The organism is Nitrospira sp. MA-1 (genome assembly GCA_032139905.1).
Lineage (GTDB): Bacteria > Nitrospirota > Nitrospiria > Nitrospirales > UBA8639 > Nitrospira_E.
Map to the genome: position 1 here is coordinate 93,632 of JAQJDB010000007.1, position 21,451 is coordinate 115,082.

Sequence of the window (21,451 nt, forward strand, 5' to 3'; positions counted from 1 at the left end):
ACGGTTAAAAGGAATTTTTTTGTGACGAACCGGTTCTATATTTTACCGGTGTGTTGATTGAACTGGATACGTTTCAGGATCTGAATCTTCGTTCATCTTTCTTTTGCCTGACCGGAGTATTTTGACGAGAACGTTAAACGTTCAGAAGATCTCAATTATTTTACCGGTCGATGGGCGGTGAATTTTCATTGGCCGATTCTCTCCAATCTGACGCTATTTCATCAGCATCAAGGTTTTCTCTCCCATTAAAAAACCAGTGATTGGTATGTGACGTACCAACAGGGAATTCGTACGAATATCTGGGAAGACCTCATTTCGACTATTCAGATTAATTGGCGGTACGATAACTCCCCGGCTCCTGGAACCAAAAAAGCGGATACGCAATACATCCTGTCGCTCGGATAGGTATTTGAGTCGTAAGGTGAAGTTGTAATTGAGAGCCCGAGCATCGCAGGTGTTCAGTTCCTTACTGTTTTTCCTTTCCTGTGGTTTCTCCTCCTTCCTCTCTTTCCCTCGTGATTCAAAAATTTCCCTGAAACACTTTGAGACAATCGGATGTTTCAAAATGGGAAACTTTTTAAATTAAAAATCCAAGCAATTGAAATGTAAGGGTATTTTGTCTGGCACCATTATTGTTAGTAAAAGTTAATGAATATGGGTAATCAATGGGTAGATGGATGCCAACCAATGAAGATTCAAAACACTCATATAGTTTTTTCCATGGGTCTTTGCAGTGCACTTGGAATGTTCGCCATGTTGATTTTCACCTTGGGAATAAAACGGAGGGGCTGGAACCACAGATTGTGTGGAATGGCAAAGACATTGCCCCAAGGGTAGCCATTTATTCCGGATGTGAGGGGAAGGACCGAGAAAGGATCCCGGTCCTCAAAGTGGTCAAAAAAGCTAAGGGAGCGGTCATCACGGTGCGGAGCTATAATTTCTGAGTTATCAAGGGATGTGTTCTATCAAGCAAAATTCACATCGGATTCATATGGTCCCTGGCAAAAAGTTGCCTTGTGCTGGCTTTAGAAATGGACAAGACAAATCAGAAATCAGTGAGTCAGGCGATGGAGGGGAATCTGTCTGAACGTGAGGAGAGAATTGGACTTTTTCCAAATGGGGATTCACACATGCTGAAAAGTGAGGAATCAACTCCGAGCGGGGCGTGGTTCGACCGGACGTTTTTGCCAAGTCTTTGGGGAAAATGTGACCTTATGCGAACGACGAAAAATAAGAACTTTAATTCGAACGCCTCTTTAGGTCGCGTCGTGATCGTCAGTCGGAATGACTTAATTCGTGATTTCCTTGGGCAGATAATAAAGCTGCACGGGTATGATTGCGAATATTTTGAGGAATGGCCAAAGGTCTTGGTGGAAAAAAATGGGCAGAGCTTTGATGCCCTATTCATTGACGACCACTTTCTGGACCAATGTAAGCGTGGCTTGGGCCATGGACTTTCCTACGTCCCGGGTGCCCCTTTGGTCGTGATTTTGGGAGAGCTTCCTCCATCGGAGGATGCGGGATTTTTCCATGTGCTGAAAAAACCGTTGGATTATCGTCAGATAGGAAGAGTCATGGATGAATGTCTTTCACTGAAAACGCAAAGACGCGTATCTCCAGACGAGTAAGCGTCGGAGCGGAGCTGTTTAAAATTCTGGTCATTGTGCAAATTGCCGAGGGCGACCACTTATCCGAGTTGATCTTGACAGTTGGGGCTTTTAGAGGGGGTCTTCAACTGGAAATTGGCGAGGACAGGCTGGTCGCCCCGGGATTTTTTACGGAAGTTGATCCGTTTGTTCCATGGGCCGCAGAAGGAGTAGAGGAGAAAGGCTGGTTAGTTGAAGAACAGTGAGCCAGGAAGGATCTTGCATTTGTTCATGTGTTACGAGAGGATGATGTGCCTTTTGTGACCCCCTCAAGTGTGTAATTCTGGAGAACAAACGGTTCTATCTTTCACTCTCATAATAAGGAGGATGTAATGCTTAAAGAGTTCAAAGAGTTTGCCATGCGAGGCAATGTTGTCGATATGGCCGTCGGTGTCATTATTGGAGGGGCCTTCGGCACCATTGCCAAATCGCTGGTGGCCGATGTGTTGATGCCCCCTATTGGACTCTTGTTGGGTGGCGTTGATTTTTCCAACCTGTTTCTCACCCTTAAGGACGGAGTGCCTCCAGGGCCCTATCTGGCATTGTCCGATGCTCAGGCAGCGGGAGCGGTCACCATGAATTATGGAGTGTTTCTCAATTCGGTTATTAGCTTTCTTATTGTGGCCTTTTCCGTTTTTATGGTGATTAAAGCCATTAATCAGATGAAACGTGAAGAAAAAGAGGCCCCGCCTGCGGATCCCACAACGAAAGAATGCAAATTTTGTCAGATGACGATTCCGATAAAGGCTCTACGGTGTGGTCATTGCACCTCGGAGTTGGCCAAAACTGCCTAATGGTTCATGAGGAAATGCCCTGTCATCAAGTATAGCCTACAGATATGCGGATCCTGTGTGTTGAACGGGTTGTCCGGAAATACATTTATGTATTGGGCGCTTATTTGTAGTAAATAGCAGTTCCTCATACAGGGCGAGCCAGAAAGACGGCATTCTCAGTAAGCGGAATGCCGTCTTCGCTATGCCAAAAATTCATATTCCAATAATCAAATCTTCCCTATATCGGGTTGAACGAATTTTTCCAGAATCTGTGGAATTGGGCTTCAGGTGGAATTACGTTTTCCCCTTTGTTACGGTTGAACTCTGTGCTGGCTCTATAGCTACCTTTCGTATTCTCTCCAGAAATTAGCCATAAATTCTTTTGTCGAACAGTCCGTCACCAGAAAATACATCTGATTGGGCTAGTGGTGTATTTCCTGCTTCTCTGTGGTTTGGCTGTGGGGAGTTCTCCTATCCCCATGATCAGCCGTAATCTGATGCCGGTGTCGTGTCTGGCCATCCACAATGGTGAGCGCAACATTGTGAGCAGGTAGCATCAAATTGATGTCTGCTCTCAACGATGCTCACCGATTTCCATAGGGGAGGAAGAAGCGTTATTCACTCTTGAGAGTCAGTATGTAATTGGTGAGGTCGTTTAGCTGTTTGTCGTTTAGAGGAAATTTTGGCATGAAGGATCCTGGGGAAACGGATTGCGGATCCTTAAAATGTTGAAGATGCCAATCCCGGTCCGGTCGTCGATCGGCGACAAAAGAAAGGTCTGGGGCAACATTCACACCTTCCCCGTGAATGCGATGACAGGTTTTGCAATGGAATTGTTCCACTAAGGCAATACCTCGAACCACCGAAGGATCACGTTTGGGAACGGCATACAGGTCACGGAGGGAAATACTCAACAGGCCGAATACGATAATCAAAAAACCCAATCCCGCCCCCAATACGACCCGGCGTGAGGACGGTTGTCGCTCAGGGTTACGATCTAGAAAGGGCAGGAGCAGCAATCCGGTAAAAAAAAGTGTGGGAAGGAGCCAGGTGGCCAGAGGTCCCCATGCCCCGGGAGCATATTTGAGAAGCTGGTAAAAAAACAGAAAATACCATTCCGGGACGGGAATAAATGAATGGTCCGAAGGATCCGCCCGATCAGCCAATGGGAATTCCACGCTGAATGCCAGCAGCGATACGATTCCAAACACGACAAGCATCACCACGGCATCCATGAAGACTTGCCGTGGATAGAATGTTTCACTTCCGGCTTTGGCTTTTGCTTCATCATGAGGACCGGCAGGTCCAACCCTCCGGAGAATAAAGAGATGGAGCATGATCCCGAACATAATCGCGGCCGGAAGAAAAGCGACGTGAATCGCAAAAAACCGTGAAATGGTCAAGGCGCCAAGAGTTTCGCCTCCTCGAAGGATTTTCACGAGGAAATCACCAATAAGCGGAACGCTGCCAACCATGTTAATCCCGACCTGGGTCGCCCAATAGGCGTTTTGATCCCAGGGTAGCAAATACCCGGTGAATCCGAACCCCAACATGATGGCTAACAAGATGATCCCGACAAACCACATGAGTTCCCGAGGGCGTTTATACGCGCCGTCAAAAAAGACCTGCAACATATGGAGCCCGATGGCCATCATGACGGCCGAGGCGCCCCAATGATGCAGGCCACGGACAAACCATCCCCCCCACACTTCATGTTGAATATACTGAACGGTATCGTAGGCATGGTCAGTCGCGGGCACGTAATACACCATGAGAAACATGCCAGTGAGTGCTTGTAATCCAAAGAGGAAAAGGGTGGCGGAGCCGAAGATATAGTTCCAGCTGGCACCGCCGGGAATGGGCTCATTCAGGAGGGTTTGCTCCAGGGGCTTTAATTTCAGGCGCTGGTCGATCCACTGATACAGACGTGAGGCCATGCTTAGAGTTCAACTTTCTTCGCCAGACCGGATTTAAATTCTTCGTACTGAACGAGCAATTCGCCATTTTCTATTTTGGATGGCAGCGTGTCCAGAGGGCGTGGAGCGGGCCCTGCCTTCACGGTTCCCTCAAGGTCATAAATACTTCCATGGCAGGGGCATTTAAAGAGACGGTCCTGTTGATCCCATCGATACCCACAGCCTAAATGCGGACAGATGGGTGAAAAGACCGTCACCTCTCCATTGGACTGTTTCACCGCCCACACGCCTTTCGTGGTTTGGGTTTCCTGCCATCCATCCTTTTCGGTCATGGTGTAATCCATCGCCTTGGGTTCACCAACTGGTAATGCATCGGCTTTACCCAGTGACATCCATTCTTTCTTTCGTCGTTGAAAGGCGGGGGTGATGATGTATCCGATTAACGGGACTGCAAGGGAGATTCCGATAAGGGAGGAAATGAACACGGTGGTTTTTACAAAGAAGGACCGGCGGGTTCCCACCGGGGTGGATAAGCCATCTTCCATTTTAGGGTTCCTTTTGGATAAGCAGACAATAAGATCCCGGATTCACTTTAGGAGCGTATGCTTCATGCTGTTCACAGAAAGATATCATCGTTGGGGATGAGAACCGGAACGATGCCGTATTCAGATTAAAGACCATTTGAAAAACGCTCCCGTAAAAGGCTAGCACAGAAGCATGGATAGTCAAAATCAAAAAATTTCATCGACAGGGTCGAGTGTGGGAAGACCTGTATTTTTCAACGGGCTGACTGACACCGTCGAAGCATCAATGTATGGGAATAGGTAAAGAGGTGGTAAATGTGGGTGCGGATCTTTTCGCCAGGGGAAAATGGCTCCTCTTTCCGGACTTAGAATACGATGTTTGGCTTACTTGCGAAGCACCCGGTCTGTCAGGTTGAACACCGTTTAATATGAAGGTAAAGGTGGCCGCAGCAAAAGGCTCGAGAATTTCACACAGGGGACTTGTACCAGGTTGGAGGTGTCCTCCTACCCCAATCTCCTCCTTATCCCGAAACTGAAAGAAGGAATTACCAGTACCGGACCGGTCCGGAATCGATATGGACGAATCCCTGCCGGCCGTAATAGCCGACCCCACCCAACCGAAGCTTCACAGCGGCCCGTCGTATTTTGGAAAGTCGAACGCCGGGAATCGAGAAGTCCATTGCCTGTCCGACGGTATGAAGACTGTTTGGCGCGGCCCCTCGACCAAGGCGAATCAGCAATTTGTTGTATGAGGGCGACCGGTAGCCGGAGTAGATTTGAATTTCCTTCCCCTGTCCGACTAACTTTTCCACCTGATTCACATATTCCAGCAATTGAATGTCCATCTGGCAGACCTTTTTGGAATGATGGCACCGCAAAAGATAATTAATGTCCTTCAGGGCTTCCTGGTCATAGCGGCCTGATTGATTGCGATACGTTACCTGGAGTCGTTCGTCAGTGTGGGCGTTGTAGAGGCGAAGTCTGCCTTCAGGGAGTGAATGGGCCGCGGCGGATTCTGGAAACATCAAGCGGCTGCCAAGAATCAGCATTCCCGCAAGAGAGGATTTCAGAAAGAAGCGCCTTGACCAGATTTCTTCTGTCTCCTGAGACATGGTGACACCCTCCGAACAGTGAATGGGGAAATGGAGCGGGAGAATAAAACGGAATGAAACACTGATCATTTAACAAAATAGAATGATGAGGTCAACCAATGAATGGAAATTTTTTAATCATCCCCTCACCCACGTTTATTCATTTCCGCTGTGGACTGAATGAAAATGGGCAATCGCCTCCTTTGGTTCCTCTGGGTTTTTTACGGAAACTCACTTGTGCGGTTGCTGTTCATTCCGACGTTCTGCCTTTAGAACTCAATTTTCAGAGGACTCATGTCCGATATGTTGAATTCAGCATTGATCGTTGAGGTGTTTTGGTTTGATATCTCCTTACCGCCATCCGGAACCAATGCAGGGTAGGATTTTGCTTCTACTCCGCTCAGCAAGAGGGGTTGGCGCTGGAAAGGCCTTTGGCGTTTCTACATCAAACCTCAACTGATTGCGTATTCCTCTGCTTAAGACAGAGCAATCCCTGTAACAGAAATCGCAAAATCTCCACTTGATTTTCGCTGGTCGGTGGGTGCTGGTATCGAAACTCACCGGTTCATTTCACGCCTTCCCCCCTAGCCGTAATCTCCGAAGTCTCTTTCTCATTCCTTTGAGACATGGCTTTTCCATTCTTTGGTTAACCTCGTGCGGTAGGGGAGGATACCTGTGGATCTGAAAGTCAATCTTGTCTCCCATAAGAATGTTCAACAAATCAGGAAGGAGGCTCAGTTATCTAAATAGATAAAAATATTCCACGATCAGATACATCCTTAACGTTTTAAATAGAACACGATTGTCAGATGAGCTCAGGAGGCGAGTTTGGAAATGCTTGAAAGACAAAGGAGATACATCCGCACGACAGTCGTCGTCCCGCCACATTCAAGTCGGGAATAAGTCTTGCTCACGTCAATAAATATATGGGCCCAATTATTTAATTTCCACGTATCCTGTAAAGGGTACGTCTTACTGTAAGGAGGAGTCGTCATGCCACAGGTTGAACCGAGCGTTATGCTTAATTCGATTATGGGGAAAATCTACAATGTGCTGACCAATGGGGATGATACCGTCCCCAAATCGGAAGACAATTTTTTTAGTTGGTGCACACCCGGATTGGCTGTTGAACCTGATGATTTTGATTTTTTAACACAAGGGTTAACGGGTGTGGTGAAAAAGAAAGCTCTGAAGGACATGGTGATCGAAGGTGAGGGAGGGGAATCGAATGCACCGGAGCTGACACCGGCAGTCTTAGAAGGATTGCGTGCGCAAGATGCCAGCAAACAGTATATGAATGCAGAGAGCTTCGCGCGGCTTGTCGATTTTGTCCCCGACCTGGCGGCCACAACGAATAATCAATTTGCGGCCATGAGCATCATGAACAATGAGGGATCGCTTTCAGAGCGGTTCGAATACATTTTACGCATGAGTCAAATCATGGAAACCAAATTAGATGACAAAACAAAAGAAAAAATTGAAAAGTTCAGGGGACTGCTCTCGACGACAAGGGTCAAAAAAAATCTTGTGACTGACGAGGAGGTTGAGGTTTCAGAACCCAGTGCCTTAGTGAATCTGTATAACCAAAAGCTGACGGAATATGAGGCGGCGGCATTGGCCTATAACGGTGCCCGCATTGATGCCCTGACAGCCGACAATGTCAAAGCGGTTCATTATTGGGGAATGAACGCCAACATTCTACGCAACAGGGTCAAGGCGGCTATGGGTGATTGGGTCAGTAATGGGTACAAAAATGATTATGAAGGCATTAACGCTTTTATTGATCAGGTTATGAGGCGGGATATGGCGCTGCTCAAAGCCCAATATCAGGATGATTTGGAAAAAGCCAGAATCACCGGGATATCCTCCGGCAGCGATTTTTTCTATACATCGCTGGTGCCCAGTAACCCCATGCAGGCCGCAGGATGGACAAACTTTAGTTTTCAATCCACGGATTATAATAATTCTTCCAATTCCAGCTACCAAATGAAACGGTCTAAAACCAGTGCCGGAGGCGGATGGTTAGGCATTTTCGGCGGTGGCGGGTCTGCCAGCAGCGCCAGTGGACAATCGGAATCCAAAGTCACATTTGACAGCAACCATTTTTATATGAATTTTTCGATTACCCAATGCCAAATTGTGAGGCCTTGGTTCAAGACAAGTTTTATTAATAGTAAGTTATGGCGTTTTGATCAAAATAATCCCGAATCCTCAAAGCAAATAGTCAGCGATGGCGGCAAACCTGCTACAGGACTCTGCCCGGCTTATCCCACCGCAATCATTTTCATCAAGGATCTTGTCATTGGCTGCCGGAATAGCAGTGGCTTTTCAGAGGCGGCACAAAGTTGGCAACGGTCGTCGGCGAGTGGTGGTGGGGCCGTGCATTTTGGTCCATTTCATTTCGGTGGATCGCATGGCCGTAGTTCCGCCAGTGGAGAGCGTTCCTCAAAATTCCACTATGATTCAGAAAAGCAAGAAATGCGAGTGCCGGGTCATCAAATCATTGGATTTAAATGCCATGTCTTACCAAAGAGCCCTGATCCGTTAAGCGAAATCACGGATTGGATTTAACTTTCCAGGTAGCCCCGCCCCAAAATTAAAAAAGGGGTGGGGCTACCATAGGAGAAAACAATATTCCACCACCATATCGACTTGATGAGGTAATACATGGCTATCGACTCCATCGTGCAATTGGCCTTGATGTCTAAAGCCAAAAAAGTCTTTGAAAAGGAAGGAACGTTTTTGAGTTTTCCTGTGACACCGTTGGCCTATACCAAAGAGGATCTGGATTTCTTTTCACAGGAAACCGGGAGTGATCTTCTCCAGAGCAAGGCCAACCTGGCGGCTTTTTCCACGCTCGTGAATCTGATTCCCCGTGATGAGGCCTGGTTGCCCACTGATGCACGCTTTTTGTGGAATGAGTTGGAGTATGTTCTGAGAGAAGGAAATCTTGCATTGTCGACTCGTACACAGGAAGAAGAAGTAGCCTATCGGGAGGCCTTGACCTTTTTGAAAGTCCCGGGTGAGGGAGGCCTTCTACAGGACAGCCCTAAGGTCAAGGTCTATAACCAGTATAAGGATGCCTACATTATGGCGGAGCAGGAATTCATGGAGGCCAGAAGTACGGGTGAGGCCGCGGAGGATGAATTGGAGAAAAAACGCTGGCGGGAGGTCGATGAACCTGCGTTTCGGGCAAAACTCAAGGATCTGGATAATCAGTGGATCCTGGAGGGATACAAGAATGAAGTCAATATTGCCAGAAGTCAGTACCAGAACCTTGGAGCCAAATCACCCTCAATGACGTGGGATGAGTGGAAAGGAAGTTTCAATCAGGATCTCGACAGTGAGACTAATGCTCAGGATAATTTTACGGTTTTCCCAAGCAGCTTTACTCCCTCGAATGCCTTAGAAGAGGGTTCATGGAATCCTTTTTCTCTGAGCGAGGCGGAAATCAACACGTTAGTGAATGAAGCGCCGGCAGATCTCCGTACGCGGTTCTCAGCTGAGGGAGCAGTGTCTTCGAAGAAATCCGTGACCTTGGAATTCAGTTCTGCGGCTATCAAACGGTCCTGGTTTGATTCGGAAATATTCCGGTCGCGATTCTGGCGGTTGTCAGATTCCACGAAGGTTTTTTCTGACGGTGGCAGCCCGCCTTCCGGAGATTGTCCGGCCTATGTCACCGCTATCGTGTTTGCCCGGAAGGTCGTCGTCGAGGAGAAACAAGCTCATCCGAATACTTCCAATCCAAAAGTGTCTATGGATTTGCGTTTTAACTATGCAGTGAAAGATCAAAATTCGATACAAAAGATCAATCCTGCTGTCCTGCAAGCCGTGCAACCGCAATTGATGAAAAGGCCATCTGTCCACCCACAACCCATAAAGGCTCAACCTGTCCAACCTTTAATGATGAAAATGCAGCCGAAAGCGATGGCCTCATTTAAGTCAACGGCCATTAGGGTGCCGACACAGCCAACCAGAGGGAACGTCTTGGTAAGACCGGCGGTGAGGACTCCGGTGGTCGCTCGCCCGGCTTACTCCCGATCCATGGTGAATCTGCAGGCGTCGTCCTATACCCGTCTGCCATCTACGCCTATACGGAAGCCGGCGCCACGTCCTGCAACGCCGCCAACGCCCCAATCAACTGTCCCTGACGAGAACATTTATATCTTGGCATTCATTTGTAAGCCGTTACCGAAAAGCCCCGATCCCGATATGACCTTACAATGGTGATTTGGAAATAAAGATGAGTGGTAAAGCCAAGCCATGTATGGAAATTCATACATTTGAAAGTTAATCGGGCGATTATGAATGATGAAGAAAGTCAAGATGGTTTTGGAGTGTGTTCCAGATTTCATGGATGAAAAAATGGTTTATTCTTCTGTGTGTCATGAAAGGGCAGATCCAGATAGTGCAGGACAACTCATTCCATCTAGAGAATATGAGGTACATAAAATGATGGAGGGAAGAAATAAGGAGAGAATAAATAAGAAAACCGTAAGAGGTGTTCAGTAAAAATGAACGGTGAGGTGAGTCGAGTGGTTGTGGAGTTCCCAGGTGTTCCGGTCCGGCCTTCTCTATTGCTGAATATCGGCAGGGGGCGTGACGGATACGGGAGGAGGAGTGGTGTGAATAGTCTCCCCGGATTTGACCTCGACAGAGACGTTGGTGCCTTGAATGGCATGATCGATAGGAGTCATCCGACAGGATGAATCGTTCTTCCGGCTTTCTTGAAAAAAATGAGTCGAATTGGAGAGTTCGTCGAGTATTTTTGTGGCGGCGTTGATTGCGTGTTGCATACAAAGCATGTGTATGGATTTGGTCATGGTCATTTCCACATCGATCAGGTTTGTTTTATGTGAGAATCCTATTCTTCTCTTTTCTGACTATTGAGATATGAAAAGCATAAAGCGTGCCAATTGCATGCGACTTTATGCACTTGTGCGTCCTGCCAGAGGATGAATTGATTCAAATGGGAATGTTCCTGAAATCTCTTGACATCTTTCTGTCTGAGAAATCTCCTGCTTCCTTCGATTCCAGAAAGATGAAGGCCTTGGTTCTGGAGTAAACGACAAATTGATCCATATCACGACAGTTTTTCTTATCCTCAAATTGACTGTGTTGGTTCAGCAATATCGATAACCATGTGCTCTATTCCTGAAGATTTCAAAAAGGAATAGGGCCGGTGTTTCCCGATACGGAAACCGATGGCAATTTGTGTGAAGGGTCTGTCTAGTAAAAAGAAAGGGGGGCGAGGTCCAAGAGAAACCGGAATGAGAACCTCCGAACGACAATCTGAACGAATTGGGCGGTGCCCTCAAGGAAGATTGAAGTTAAAAGTGTATGCGAAGGTCGGCGACAAGCGGAAGGTGATCTGATGCGATCAGTGCAGTACGAGATTTGGGAAGATGGACATGAGTCACGTCAATCTGGCCTTCATAAAAAATATGGTCGAGATGTAACAGGGGCAAAAATCCCGGATAGGTCCGGCGTCGTTTCACAAAGGGGCGAATGTCCAGGCTCTGAAATCGTGGGGTGAGGATATCGGTGGTGACGCCGCGCCCCCATTCGTTAAAATCGCCAAGAATGATTTTTGGACCGGCTGCTTGATGCTGGTCCAGGATCATAGCCAGGCGTTCCGCCTGATACTTGCGTTCCCGCATTCCGGTGCCCATATGCACGTTGTAGACATGTAAGGTCTGATTGCCCAGCCGGAGGTCAGCGCGTTGACAACAGCGGCCGCGCCGGGTTCTCCAGGACAAGTCATGTCGCGCATCATCCACAATTGGAAATCGGCTCAGAATCATATTTCCGAAGGGATACCCGTGACGTTGCCGGGCAGATGCCATTACCCATCCCATGCCCATCAAAGCACCAAGAAGTTCGTCCTGTCCCCGGCCTTTGGGTCCAAGTCCCAGGACTTCTTGTAGAGCTATAACATCCGGATGCAGGGCCGATAGGACCTCCGCGATCCGTCTGGGCATGATCCGACGATCCATCCCGCAACACCGGTGAATGTTATAGGTCACGATTCGAATATCGAGGGAAGTCGGTGGTTGGGGAACCTGTTGAAGTACTCTGGCCATGAGTGAATAGAAAGACCTTTTAAATCACTGAGCTACCATTGCTCTATAGACCATATCATGACGGGAAAAGATGTGAGGCATTATAAAAATTGCCCATTATCGTGATTGGCAAAATGCAGACCAGAATAGAAAAATGCCGTCCACAAATTTTGTGGATAACCTGGTGGCTACCGGCAACAAAAGCGGTATTTTTGAAGGATTGATAGAGAAATGAGCAAATTGCGTAAATTTTAGGCATTGTGTTGATAATATTTTTCAATACTAAATATAGTGGTGTGAATTTTTTGGCGTAGTCGTAAAGGTAGAATGATGATTTTATCTTGACTTTTTTGATTCAGTTGATCCTTTTGAGTTTCATCAAAAGCTCATAATGATCTCCTGAAAATGGTTTATCCACAGAAAGGTTTTTCCCTTGTTGATAGGTGAACAAAATGAGAATGGTTTTGTCGGCGCCTGTAGGGTCTTTTCGCCTGGACAATAAATTTTGGCCTGTGTTCATCATGGATTTTTCAGATATTGACACGTTTCACTCGCTACCCACGATTCTTTGTCGGTTCCGATCACCGGAAATTGAATAGCGGATTCCTTGCGATGAATGGGAATGGCTTCTCCTGCCTGCACATCGGAGCCCTCGAAATTTCGAGGGCTATCCCACGAGGGACCGCACCAACCGATTCCTTCGCCCATTCGAGTACGGATGTCGGGAGCCGGCTCACCAATGCCGCCCCAAATCTAATGGCATCGGTGCCACCCAAGATGGCCAGATAAATTCCCAGGTATTTTCGCGCGCGCTGACAGAACACCTCAATGGCCGGAGTGGCGCGAGGATCCGGTTGCTCGCGGAGGGCTTGGAGAAGGTGGGGCAAGTCGGAGGTCAGGCTGGACAAGTTCAACAGGCCGGATCGGGAATTCAACTGAGGGTCGATCTTTTCAAGGGAAAGCCGATTATGCCCGGCGACCTATCCGATAATGGTCAGGTCGGGATTTCCACGTGTGCCCATCACGAGGCCTTCTAGCCGGTGAATCCCATTGAGGCCTCGCCCACAGCTCTATTTTTGATGGCGCTAACTGAGCACCATTTTCCCAAAGGTTAATTTGAAGGAGAGACGGCGCGAAGCTCCGTATGAGCCCCGCGCAAGACATATAGGGAAGACCGGAGAAAAAGAGCCGCGAGTCCAAAACCCACGAGAATGTCAGGCCAGCCTGAACCGGTAAGCCATACCCCTGCGGCGGCACACAGCACCGAGACATTCGCAATAATGTCATTGCGGGAACATAGCCACACGGAACTCATATTGATGTCATCGGCCCGATGGCGCCAGAGCAAGAGAAGGCAAAGGCTATTGGCCGCAAGTGCCAGTAGGCCAATGGCGCCAATGGCCTCAAATACGGGAACCTGCGGAAAAATCATCTTGTAGCCCGCCTGTCCGAGAACAAAGAGCCCGAAGGCCGCCATGACGCCGCCCTTGAGGAGGGCGGCCTTGGCTTTCATCCTTGCGCCTCGCGCCACCACGTAAATGCTGAAGCCATACACCAATGCATCCCCCAACATATCTAGTGAATCCGCGATCAAAGAAACAGAACCGGCGAGCAGTCCTGCTGTGAGTTCTATCAGGAACATCACCGCATTAATGGCCAACACGATTTTGAGTATTGAGCTTTGGCGATCCTGAAGCGCCTCGATCTCACATGCTTTGTCATTGCAACAATCAGCCATAGTTGAATCTTTGAGAATTTGTAGCGGGATAACTAAAGAAGCTTAACACTTTAAAGAGGATATCATAGTAAATGAGAGTCCGTGAACATTGAGGGAGGAAACGGCTCGGCTCAACATTTAGGGTTTTTCAATAACCTGATGAAGGGCTATTGCCGGAATGAGGGCAAGGACACCCTAACACAGTGGGAAAACTTGGAAAACTTGCGAAGATAGAGCCATCAACCGGTTGTCATCTGAGCCGGCGGGGAAGGATCCGTGCCCGGCTTGAGAGTCCAGGTTCAGGGAAATCGTTTGTTTCCGTCAGGAGGCAATCGGTTTCCATGTCACTTGCGGGTTATTGATTGTCCACCATTCAGCAGACACCTCAGGAAGAGGTAAGAATGAAAAAATCATTCTTGACTTTTTTGCAACCCCGAACAAGAATGCTGTCGCATTGAAACTGGCTGAATTGTGAGCCTCATGTTGTTCGAGGGCACACATGAGTGATCGAAAATGACAGGGAACGCCATGAATAGGGGAAAAGGTTAAGCGAAACCAAGAAAGCATAAAATGCGCTGCACGCGGCATCAGGCCGCAGTCACGTTTGCTCGCAGTTCCGGTGGCCGTTGTCAAATACCTTTCCACTTCACCATCATTTCAAGAGAGACAATGTCAGCACCGTCTGTAACAGGCGCATTACTATCCGACTACGATAGGTCAATCGCCGCTCTCGTCACCGCGTTTATCTCCGATCCGTTCATTCGCTGGATGTTGCCCGATGCCAAGCAGTATCTTCATTACTTCCCACTAGTCCTGAAGTATTTTGCTGGACGCGCCTTCGATCACGGATCGGCCTATCGTTCGGAAGATTATAAAGCCGCAGCGCTCTGGCTGCCTCCCGGCGTCGGTCCTGACGAGGAGGCGGTTGCTGCTGTCATGCAAGAAGGTGTGGCCCCTGAACTGCAAGGGGATGCGTTCGCCTTACTGGAACGGGCAGGCGCGTCACATCCGCCGGTTCCACATTGGTACCTGCCTGCCATTGGGGTTGAGCCAATGCTTCAAGGTGAGGGGTATGGCTCTGCCCTGCTCGCACATGGGCTTGAAGTCTGTGATAAGGGCCACGTCGCTGCTTATCTGGAAGCGACTAATTCGGCTAACATTCCGCTCTACCAGTGTTTCGGCTTCGAGATTGTGGGAGAAATTCAGGCCGGCAGTTCACCACCGATAAAGCCAATGTTCCGGGCTGCCCGTTAAGTGATCTGGCCCTTATGGTTTGAGAGCACACCTGAATGAAAATGCCAGGGTATTGTATGAACAATTGAGGTAAGAAAAAAAAGCGTCCCCGAATCTCATCCACTAGAACAAGCTTCTGAAGGGCAAACAAAGCCATCGACGACAAGAGGAAAGAGCGTAGCTTCGCTCGATGTCTCCTGGAAATATGACGAAGGTTAGATTTTATCCGGAGCTGCCATGACGAGGTCGCATAGCCTTCCCTGCATTCCCGATGCGCCACGTTCGATTCGGAAGGGCGTCCCCCTCAAGACTTTGCTTGGCTCGGAAGCAGTTGACTGCTTGGCGCGAAACGTCCGTTTCGTGCATCCGGGGTTTGATGCAACGTCATTTCGGAAGAAAGCCCTCTCCGGGCTGGAGGATTTGGAGTTTTTGCCGCGTGGTCAGCATATCGCAGTTGCACTAAGGCAATTCCTGCCCGATGCTTACAGAAATGCTCTTCAAATCCTTCTGGATTCTCTTACACCGCCGCAAACAGAAGCTGATGAGTTCGGGTTAGCTGAGTTCTTCTATCTCCCACATAGCTTCTTTATTGCCAGCTACGGCATCGATCCGGAATACAACGGAGGAGAAGACCCCTTCGACATTTCTATGAATGCCCTGCACGCCCTGACCACTCGATTCACATCGGAATTTGCCATTCGTCCGTTTCTTATTCAACAGCAGAATCGAACGTTGTCACAGGTCATGAAATGGACGCATGATCAAAATCCACACGTCCGGCGCCTGTGTTCGGAGGGTCTGCGGCCACGGCTGCCTTGGGCAAAGCGGATCCCCGCATTCATCAAGGATCCATCACCAACATTCCCGATTCTGGAGCTTCTCAAGGATGATTCGTCCTTGTATGTACGGCGCAGCGTGGCAAACCATCTTGGAGACATTGTCAAAGACCATCCAGAATTGGTTATCGAGACTTGCCGTCGCTGGCTAAGTGGGAACTCGTCCAACGATTCCAAGTGGCTTGTCCGGCACGCCATACGTCATCTTGTGAAGAAGAAAAACGGCGCGGCGTTAGCACTCCGGAATTCTGCAACATAGTCAAAACGGAAGGGTGGGCAATGGCGGTATATCCAGAAGTAGGGTCTAGGCGCTGAACCGGGCGGCTTCCGTCACGCTGAAGGCTACCGGTGAGCTTGGGTGTTCAGCCGCCAGCAGGCGGCGGAGGGGATGCCAATCAAAATTAAAAATGCTGTGCCTACATTTTCTGTAGAGTGACAAAAAAATTGTCTCTATTTTTCAGTTGGATTCTGCGTCTGCTGCTTGAACTCAGCTACCCTTGTTTGCGACATGTCCAAGGTGGTGAGTTAAGCAGAAATCGTTTGCCATGAGGCTCAGGTCTAATCTCGAATTTGGACCAGCGATAAGGATTCAAAAATCCAGGAGCAAGCTGACGGGGTATCAAAGGCTAAAAGAGTTTTAACTGTTAGAGATCATCTTTTGGCCAACTATGGTGTTGGATATCATGTTTCACCATGCTCTCTTATGTGAGTCACGGGAGGGGTCGTTTCTTCTGCTCCGGCGCCTGCCGTCTGATCCAAAGGAGGGACGCTCTGATGCCTTGGCGGGCCATGTTTGAGCAGAGCGAGTTGGTCCGCCCTCCTCAAGCTAGCGTCCGACCGCTTTCATGAGCCAGACGGGGCGGCAATGGTTTTGGGTCCTTTTCCCGAAAGAAAAGGACCTCGCCTGCCGGGGCGAAACCCTGCAATACAGAACAGAGCGTGGGCCCCAGAGTTGAGTATGTCAGTATAGGGTCAAATCTATTGTTGCCGAATCTCTGTTTCCACCAGTTTCTTGAAGTCTTTGCCTGCGGACTGCTTCTTCATTCCTTCATACGAAACTCTCAATAAAATATTTGATCACTGGTTTTTTCTCAAGAAGGCCTATCGCCTCAATCTTGATCTGGCATGAAACGGAATTGAGCGAAACAATGTTGAGGATTTCATCTGGACCCGAGCAGGTTTTAACTGGCAGGAAGCGAAGAAAAATCACAAGAAGCGTTATGATTGCAGATCAAAATTCTGGACGTAATTCCTTCGTTGCCTAAGAATTTGTCGCATCAAGTGTAGTAGTATTGTGTGTTTTAATTGTGCTTCGAGAGCACAAAAACGTGAGAGGATTTGTCAGTCAACTCCATGAATAATTGAGGGAAGACGATGGTGCCGGATGCCATTTGGGGGGAACATATAATTTTCCTACTTTAGAATAACCAGGAGTGCACCGGATTACTCCGGCAAAAAACACTATGCCCAATCATTATCATTCTCTGCCCGGCAAATCGAATTCACTCTGGCTCGACACGACCCCGGAAACAAGTTTTCCATCCTTACAAAGCGGATTGACTGTGGATGTGGCCATTATTGGCGGTGGCCTTGTCGGCTTAACGGCGGCCACGCTGCTCAAGGCTCAGGGAAAAACCGTCGCGGTGCTGGAAGCCGAGCGCATTATTCAGGGCGTGACCGGCCACACGACCGCCAAAATAACTTCACAGCACAAATTGATTTATGATGACCTCATTCGCCATTTCGGGGAAGAGAAGGCGCGTGCTTACGCCGAGGCGAACCAGGCCGCTATCGAACAGATCGCCGATCTTGTTCGAGCTAAACACATCGACTGCGATTTCTTCCGCACCGAGGCCTACACCTATACGGAGTCCGAGGACGAGGTAAATCAGATCAAGGCTGAAGCGGACGCGGCATTGAAGCTTGGGCTTCCGGCCACTTTCACCCATGAAACGCCGTTGCCTTTTGCGGTAAAAGCCGCTGTGCGCTTCGACAATCAGGCACAATTCCATCCGCGTAAATACTTGCTGGCTTTGGCGCAAGACATCCCCGGCGAGGGCAGTTTCATCTTTGAAAGAACTCGCGTCGTGAATGTGGAAGAAGGCGAGCCGTGCGCCATCACCACCGAGCAAGGCGCGATTGCCGCGCGCTCGGTCATCGTTGCCAGCCACTTTCCTTTTAACGACAAAGCTCTGTACTCCTTTCGTCTGCATTCGCATCGGTCCTATGTGTTGGCTGCCCGCGTGGTGGAGCCGGGCCCCCTTGGCATGTTTATCAGCACGGAGCCGTCTTACTCTGTGCGGAGCTATCCGGTGCCCGGAGGTGACTGGCTTTTGGTCGGCGGCGAAGGACACAAAACCGGACAGGGCGATGATACGGTGGCCCGATATCAAAGGCTTGAGCAATGGGCGCGCGAGCGGTTCACTATCGAGTCGGTGGAATACCGCTGGTCAACACAGGACAATCGCACCATTGACGGAGTGCCGTACATCGGATGGTATGGACCATCTTCACGGCATCTCTATGTCGCCACCGGCTTTGCCGGCTGGGGCATGACCAATAGCACCGTGGCCGGAATGCTCTTGCGCGACTTGATTTTAGAACGCGAGAATTCGTGGTCGGAAGTGTTCGACCCGAACCGCGCAAATCTGGCGGGAGTCCCGGATTTAGTCGGGCAGGGAGCCGATATTGTTAAACATTTCGTCGGCGACCGCATGACGAACGAAACACCTGATAGTATCGCGCTTGGTGAGGGTAAGATTGTGAAAACGGAACGGGGGAAAGTGGCGATGTATAAAGCGGAAGACGATACGGTGAGTACCCTGTCGCCGGTCTGTACTCATATGGGTTGCTTCGTACAATGGAACCCGGCGGAAAAGAGTTGGGATTGTCCGTGTCACGGCTCGCGTTTCGCCGCTGACGGCAAAGTACTGCATGGACCGGCCATCAAAGATATGGAGAAAATGTAAACCTTCCGGACACTTGAGAATTTGCAGATTAGTTCCGCAAGTGCCCGAACAGCGGGCTGGCAAGGGGGAATACCCCACTGCCTTCAGTCTCGTCCGTTCCAGCCGTCTGCCGCAGCTGAATGCCCTTCTAGACTGACTCGTCGCGTTTCCCCCCGTTTTAAACTCAGCGCGGGCTTCTGAGATAAGCCCGTCGAGCTTCCCTCCCTTGAGATCAGCTTCAATCTGCTGATCCCAGACACGCGCATCGAACTCAAGGAACCATTCCCGAAACTGAGCCAGGTCTTGGGGCGGCAGATTCAGTACCTGTTGCTCAAGCTGTTCCAGTTCATTCATGAGTTACCCTCCTTCCATCGGTTGCCTCAATTCTACATGAATCCCTATGTCCACCCTAACCAAAAGTAACTTGAGGGGGAGAAGTTCAGCGGAAGTTTATCGGCTGGAAAGTTTCCCTGATTATGGGCGAATTACTACACACGTCGAAGGCCGGTTCGAAAAATAAGACAAAGTGAGCCATCAAGAGGCTGTCATCCTGAACCGGCGGGAAGGATCTGCGACCAGGTGGAGAGGCCAGGGCCTTTGCGCAATTTTTCCTGAACTTATCCTGAACTTGCCGAATGGATCAGGATACATGGGCTCCGAGTAAATCGTGTGGGCAGGTGAGGGCATCGCACATGTGTTCCCCACTTATGCGCTCATCTGGTTTTCTGTGTTGCCGGGTTTCGCCCCGGCAGGCGAGGTCCTTTTGTTTCGGCAAAAGGACCCAAAACCAGTGACGCCCCGCCCGTCTCATCTGATTAGATCGGACGCTAAACACGGGAGAGCGGACCAACTCGCCAGGCTCACACAAGGCCCGCCAGGAAAAAGAGCGTCCGATCATGGGACGGGCGGCAGGCGTCGGGACCGTGGAGAAAAAATGACTGGCAGGAGTCGAAGAAAGAACTCCGGAAGTGGCATGAATGAAAATCAGGATTCTTGACTTAATTCCTTCGTTGTACAAGAATCCGTCGCATTGAGACTGGCTGTATTGTGTGCCCCAAGTGTGTCGATAGCACACAGGAGGGACCGACAATGCCAGGGAACTGCATGAACAAATAAGGAAAGAAGACGCGACCGGATGTCATTCGGGTGAACTCATTGAAATGGCCACGATCATGTCGTTAGTTTCAGGAAATTCGATGGCGTATTATACGGACAGAAATAGGCAAAGCCGGCTCTTATGCCCATCCGCCTAAACATTGTTCAGCAAAATAGATAATCTGACAGGTGACCATTCACGTGGAGGTGAGAGATGTCTAACGTCGTAAGAAAAGAAGATGCACACAAACTAGTAGATCGATTGCCGCCCAATGCCACGTGGGATGATCTGATGCACGAAATATATGTGCGGGAAGCCATCGAAAAAGGCCTTGATGATAGCAGGGCAGGCAGAACAAAGGATGTGTCAGAAATTAGGAAGAAATACGGTCTACCCGAATGAAAATCCATTGGACGAAGACAGCGGAGGCACATTTGGATGCCATCTATGCGCATATATCTCAGGACTCAAAGACCTATGCCTTGCGAATAGTGGATCGAATTACAAAAAGATCAAAGCAAATCGGCATGTTTCCTCTGTCGGGTCGGCAGGTACCAGAATACGATGTAGACCAAATACGAGAAGTATTTTTCGGTTCATACAGAATCATCTATCACATTAAAGCAGATCAAATAGATGTCGTTGCAGTGGTTCATGGCGCAATGAACGTGCTTCATGAGGAGGAAGAGTGAAAAATTCGAACAAGGCGCTTTTCTCGGATGCTCGTTCACTTGCGTCGGTTAGTGCTGACGTTCAGCCGATCGCAGGCGGAGAAAAGGATGCAAAGGGGGTTGAAGAGAGTTGTGGCTGCTCGATGTGGGATAGGATATAGGGTCAAATTTGTTATTGACGAATCTCTGCTTCCACCGGTTCTTGAAGCCTTTGCCTGCGGATTGCTTCTCCATACCTACGCACGAAACTTTCTACAACAAACTTGAATCCTGTTTGGTTTCTTTTGAACATCCTAAAGGGGTGGCATGCAAGGGGCCCCGTGCACCTTAGGAGAGAGACATCAACAGGCTGTCATCCTGAGCTATTAGCGAAGGATCTGTGCCCAGGGGGAATAGCCAGGGTCTAGCAAAATATTTCCTGAAACCTGTCCTGAGTTTGCCAGTAAAAGGTGTGGGCGGGGGAATACATCGCACGTATTATGTTCCCCAACCTTATGCTCATGTAATGTTCTGTGTTGCCGGGTCTCGCCTCGGCAGGCGAGCCACTTTTGTTCAGGCAAAAGTAGCCAAAACCAGTGACGCCCCGCCCGTCTCATCTGATTGATCGGACGCTAACCACGGGAGAGCGGGCCAACTCGCCAGGCTCACACAAGGCCCGCCAGGAAAAAGAGCGTCCGATCAGGGGACGGGCGGCAGGCGTCGGATCAGGGGAGATGAAACTTTTAGGGTCAGGGTATGGGAACAAATCTGTTGGTGACGAAATTCTGTCTCCATCTGTCCCATCCGCTTTTTGAAGCATTTGCCTGCGGATTTCTTTCCCATTCCTCCACACGAAACTCTCAACAAAAGACTTGACCCCTGTTTTTTCTCAAGAAGGCCCATCGCTTCAATCCCTGTCTGGCATGAAACGTTATTGGGCGAAACAACGCTGAGGGTCC

Annotated in this window: 17 protein-coding genes and 1 pseudogene; 11 read left to right on the forward strand and 7 right to left on the reverse strand. The window is 49.2% G+C overall.

The genetic code is table 11. The features are described from left to right. Nucleotides 1–1,130: 1,130 nt before the first annotated feature. From PJI16_13185 to mscL, 3 genes are all read left to right on the forward strand, one after another. Nucleotides 1,131–1,628, forward strand: a complete 498-nt coding sequence (locus tag PJI16_13185; protein MDT3778514.1) for a hypothetical protein — start codon at nt 1,131–1,133, stop codon at nt 1,626–1,628. Then, complete coding sequence (locus tag PJI16_13190; GenBank protein ID MDT3778515.1) at nt 1,583–1,852, forward strand: hypothetical protein; 270 nt, start codon at nt 1,583–1,585, stop codon at nt 1,850–1,852. The genes PJI16_13185 and PJI16_13190 overlap by 46 nt, the downstream gene beginning before the upstream one ends. A gap of 126 nt (nt 1,853–1,978) precedes the next feature. After that, nucleotides 1,979–2,440, forward strand: a complete 462-nt coding sequence (gene mscL / locus PJI16_13195; GenBank protein ID MDT3778516.1) for a large-conductance mechanosensitive channel protein MscL — start codon at nt 1,979–1,981, stop codon at nt 2,438–2,440. A gap of 593 nt (nt 2,441–3,033) precedes the next feature. Here the strand turns inward: mscL and PJI16_13200 are convergent. The 3 genes from PJI16_13200 to PJI16_13210 form a co-directional block, all read right to left on the reverse strand. Then, nucleotides 3,034–4,356 (reverse strand): cytochrome b N-terminal domain-containing protein, encoded by a 1,323-nt coding sequence (locus PJI16_13200; GenBank protein ID MDT3778517.1) that lies wholly within the window; start codon nt 4,354–4,356, stop codon nt 3,034–3,036. Between the two features lie 2 nt (nt 4,357–4,358). Then, entirely contained in the window at nt 4,359–4,880 is a 522-nt protein-coding gene (locus tag PJI16_13205) for a ubiquinol-cytochrome c reductase iron-sulfur subunit (GenBank protein ID MDT3778518.1), read from the reverse strand. 524 nt (nt 4,881–5,404) lie between these two features. Further along, complete coding sequence (locus tag PJI16_13210; protein ID MDT3778519.1) at nt 5,405–5,971, reverse strand: DUF882 domain-containing protein; 567 nt, start codon at nt 5,969–5,971, stop codon at nt 5,405–5,407. Nucleotides 5,972–6,943: 972 nt separating this feature from the next. On the opposite strand from PJI16_13210, the gene PJI16_13215 reads away from it, so the two are divergent. The 3 genes from PJI16_13215 (at nt 6,944) to PJI16_13225 (ending at nt 10,462) form a co-directional block, all read left to right on the forward strand. Continuing rightward, nucleotides 6,944–8,521 (forward strand): hypothetical protein, encoded by a 1,578-nt coding sequence (locus tag PJI16_13215; protein ID MDT3778520.1) that lies wholly within the window; start codon nt 6,944–6,946, stop codon nt 8,519–8,521. Between the two features lie 96 nt (nt 8,522–8,617). After that, complete coding sequence (locus PJI16_13220; protein MDT3778521.1) at nt 8,618–10,180, forward strand: hypothetical protein; 1,563 nt, start codon at nt 8,618–8,620, stop codon at nt 10,178–10,180. A gap of 78 nt (nt 10,181–10,258) precedes the next feature. Further along, entirely contained in the window at nt 10,259–10,462 is a 204-nt protein-coding gene (locus tag PJI16_13225) for a hypothetical protein (GenBank protein ID MDT3778522.1), read from the forward strand. 62 nt (nt 10,463–10,524) lie between these two features. Here the strand turns inward: PJI16_13225 and PJI16_13230 are convergent, their stop codons facing one another. The 4 genes and pseudogenes from PJI16_13230 to PJI16_13245 form a co-directional block, all read right to left on the reverse strand. Next, entirely contained in the window at nt 10,525–10,773 is a 249-nt protein-coding gene (locus PJI16_13230; GenBank protein ID MDT3778523.1) for a hypothetical protein, read from the reverse strand. A gap of 507 nt (nt 10,774–11,280) precedes the next feature. After that, entirely contained in the window at nt 11,281–12,033 is a 753-nt protein-coding gene (locus PJI16_13235; GenBank protein MDT3778524.1) for an endonuclease/exonuclease/phosphatase family protein, read from the reverse strand. A gap of 560 nt (nt 12,034–12,593) precedes the next feature. After that, a pseudogene (locus PJI16_13240) lies at nt 12,594–12,965 on the reverse strand (hypothetical protein). A gap of 158 nt (nt 12,966–13,123) precedes the next feature. Further along, nucleotides 13,124–13,750: a cation transporter gene (locus PJI16_13245; GenBank protein ID MDT3778525.1), complete on the reverse strand. Its 627-nt coding sequence runs from the start codon at nt 13,748–13,750 to the stop codon at nt 13,124–13,126. A 648-nt stretch (nt 13,751–14,398) separates the two neighbouring features. Here PJI16_13245 and PJI16_13250 point away from each other — a divergent pair. The 5 genes from PJI16_13250 to PJI16_13270 all read left to right on the forward strand — a co-directional run bounded on the left by PJI16_13250 (nt 14,399) and on the right by PJI16_13270 (nt 20,534). Next, on the forward strand, nt 14,399–14,983 hold the full coding sequence (locus PJI16_13250; protein ID MDT3778526.1) for a GNAT family N-acetyltransferase: 585 nt from the start codon (nt 14,399–14,401) through the stop codon (nt 14,981–14,983). A gap of 216 nt (nt 14,984–15,199) precedes the next feature. Further along, nucleotides 15,200–16,057 carry a DNA alkylation repair protein gene (locus PJI16_13255; GenBank protein MDT3778527.1) on the forward strand — a complete coding sequence of 286 codons (858 nt, stop codon included), beginning with the start codon at nt 15,200–15,202 and terminating at the stop codon, nt 16,055–16,057. A 1,204-nt stretch (nt 16,058–17,261) separates the two neighbouring features. Continuing rightward, nucleotides 17,262–18,767, forward strand: a complete 1,506-nt coding sequence (locus PJI16_13260) for an FAD-dependent oxidoreductase (GenBank protein MDT3778528.1) — start codon at nt 17,262–17,264, stop codon at nt 18,765–18,767. Nucleotides 18,768–20,055: 1,288 nt separating this feature from the next. Further along, nucleotides 20,056–20,244 carry a hypothetical protein gene (locus tag PJI16_13265; protein MDT3778529.1) on the forward strand — a complete coding sequence of 63 codons (189 nt, stop codon included), beginning with the start codon at nt 20,056–20,058 and terminating at the stop codon, nt 20,242–20,244. Further along, the gene (locus PJI16_13270) at nt 20,241–20,534 is read left to right on the forward strand and encodes a type II toxin-antitoxin system RelE/ParE family toxin (GenBank protein ID MDT3778530.1); all 294 of its coding nucleotides are present in this window, start codon (nt 20,241–20,243) and stop codon (nt 20,532–20,534) included. The genes PJI16_13265 and PJI16_13270 overlap by 4 nt, the downstream gene beginning before the upstream one ends. The last annotated feature ends 917 nt before the right edge of the window (nt 20,535–21,451 follow it).